Raw genomic sequence first — 401 nt, 5'->3', positions numbered from 1 at the left:
GACGACATCAGCTGCTCCATAAGTTCCCACACGAATTGCTTGATTCATTGAAGAAGACGATAAGAAGCAGCCTAAAGGGTTGTAGCTTAGTTGGTTGGAGCGCACCCCATGCTCTGTGGTAAAGAGCAGGGTGAGGTCGGCCTTAGCAGCTCGAAATTGGGTCTGTAGCTCAGTTGGTTAGAGCGCACCCCTGATAAGGGTGAGGTCGGCAGTTCGAATCTGCCCAGACCCACCAATTTTGTGTGGGAAACGCCTGTAGAAATACGGGGCCATAGCTCAGCTGGGAGAGCGCCTGCCTTGCACGCAGGAGGTCAACGGTTCGATCCCGTTTGGCTCCACCACTACTGCTTCTACGTTATGAAAGCTTAGAAATGAGCATTCCATCAGGTTGATGATGAATG

At 51.6% G+C, this 401-nt stretch carries 2 tRNA genes; both read left to right on the top strand.

Annotated features, from left to right (window positions below):
• The first annotated feature begins 158 nt into the window (after positions 1-158).
• A tRNA-Ile gene (locus K0H48_RS24500) sits at positions 159-235 on the top strand.
• A 30-nt stretch (positions 236-265) separates the two neighbouring features.
• Positions 266-341 (top strand) — tRNA-Ala (locus tag K0H48_RS24495).
• The last annotated feature ends 60 nt before the right edge of the window (positions 342-401 follow it).

Origin of the sequence: Pseudomonas sp. Xaverov 259 (assembly GCF_019352915.1) — a bacterium.
Classification (GTDB): domain Bacteria; phylum Pseudomonadota; class Gammaproteobacteria; order Pseudomonadales; family Pseudomonadaceae; genus Aquipseudomonas.
This window is presented reverse-complemented; position numbering and strand designations above follow the sequence as displayed.